Here is a 255-nt window from a genome sequence, read left to right as displayed (position 1 = left end):
ATTCCCACCCAATAGTCTGCATTTTGAACCTTGGCCATGGCATTGTTTGCCCTGTTAAGAGCACCACGCAGGGTTGTATCATCCTCCATAGGTTGATCCTGCACTCCTGAGGGTACTGAAATACCTTTGAAATTGAAGGTCTCTTCCTGAAACATTTTGGTGAATCCTTCTTTTACGGCCTTTAACTTCACAGGATTTTTGGAAGCAATAATAACTTTTTTGTCCATATCTTCTTTAAGTGAATGTAAAAGTAGA

1 protein-coding gene is annotated in these 255 nt (G+C 40.0%); it reads right to left on the bottom strand.

Going from position 1 to position 255, the window contains the following annotated elements; genetic code table 11:
* A partial coding sequence (locus LB467_RS18920) for a DUF84 family protein (RefSeq protein WP_224475692.1) occupies positions 1 to 227 on the bottom strand: 227 nt, incomplete at its 3' end.
* Positions 228 to 255: the final 28 nt, after the last annotated feature.

It is taken from the genome of Salegentibacter tibetensis (assembly GCF_020164485.1).
Lineage (GTDB): Bacteria > Bacteroidota > Bacteroidia > Flavobacteriales > Flavobacteriaceae > Salegentibacter > Salegentibacter tibetensis.
The sequence above is the reverse complement of the archived record's forward strand: the minus strand, read 5'-3'. Positions and strand labels throughout refer to the sequence as shown.